Below are 406 nucleotides of genomic sequence, written 5' to 3'. Positions count from 1 at the left end.
CGGCCTCTTTGCAGACTGGGCAGTTCTGGATCACATCAATCAGGCACAGAGCAGGGTGGAAAACACCAAGGGTCAAATCAAGCGAGTCCTCGCACTTCTGAAAAAGATGCGCGAAGATATTGACGTCCAAATCGCTGACGAAAAAGAAAAGCAGGAGCAGCTTGCGGTGGAAACTGAGCTGTAAGTTTGAAGAGTCCGCTTATGTGATATGATTCGATAAAACCGAATTTGCAGGAGGTGTTTCGATGAAAACAAGAAGGTTTGCTTTATGTCTGGCAACGGTTTTTCTGGTGGCGATTTATATCAATATTCAGAGAAGCCATACTTTCACCCTTTCAAACGATGAAGGCACCATAAAGACAGAACAAATACAGCCACTTTGGGGAACTGTAAAAGTGAGCGGTGA

1 pseudogene is annotated in these 406 nt (G+C 44.8%); it reads left to right on the top strand.

The annotated features are described in order from the left end of the window. Nucleotides 1-184: pseudogene (locus tag DW937_RS15330) on the top strand (hypothetical protein); the annotation flags it as partial. Nucleotides 185-406 lie beyond the last annotated feature (222 nt).

Origin of the sequence: Faecalibacterium sp. AM43-5AT (assembly GCF_003603345.1) — a bacterium.
Taxonomy (GTDB): domain Bacteria; phylum Bacillota; class Clostridia; order Oscillospirales; family Ruminococcaceae; genus Faecalibacterium; species Faecalibacterium taiwanense.
This window is presented reverse-complemented; position numbering and strand designations above follow the sequence as displayed.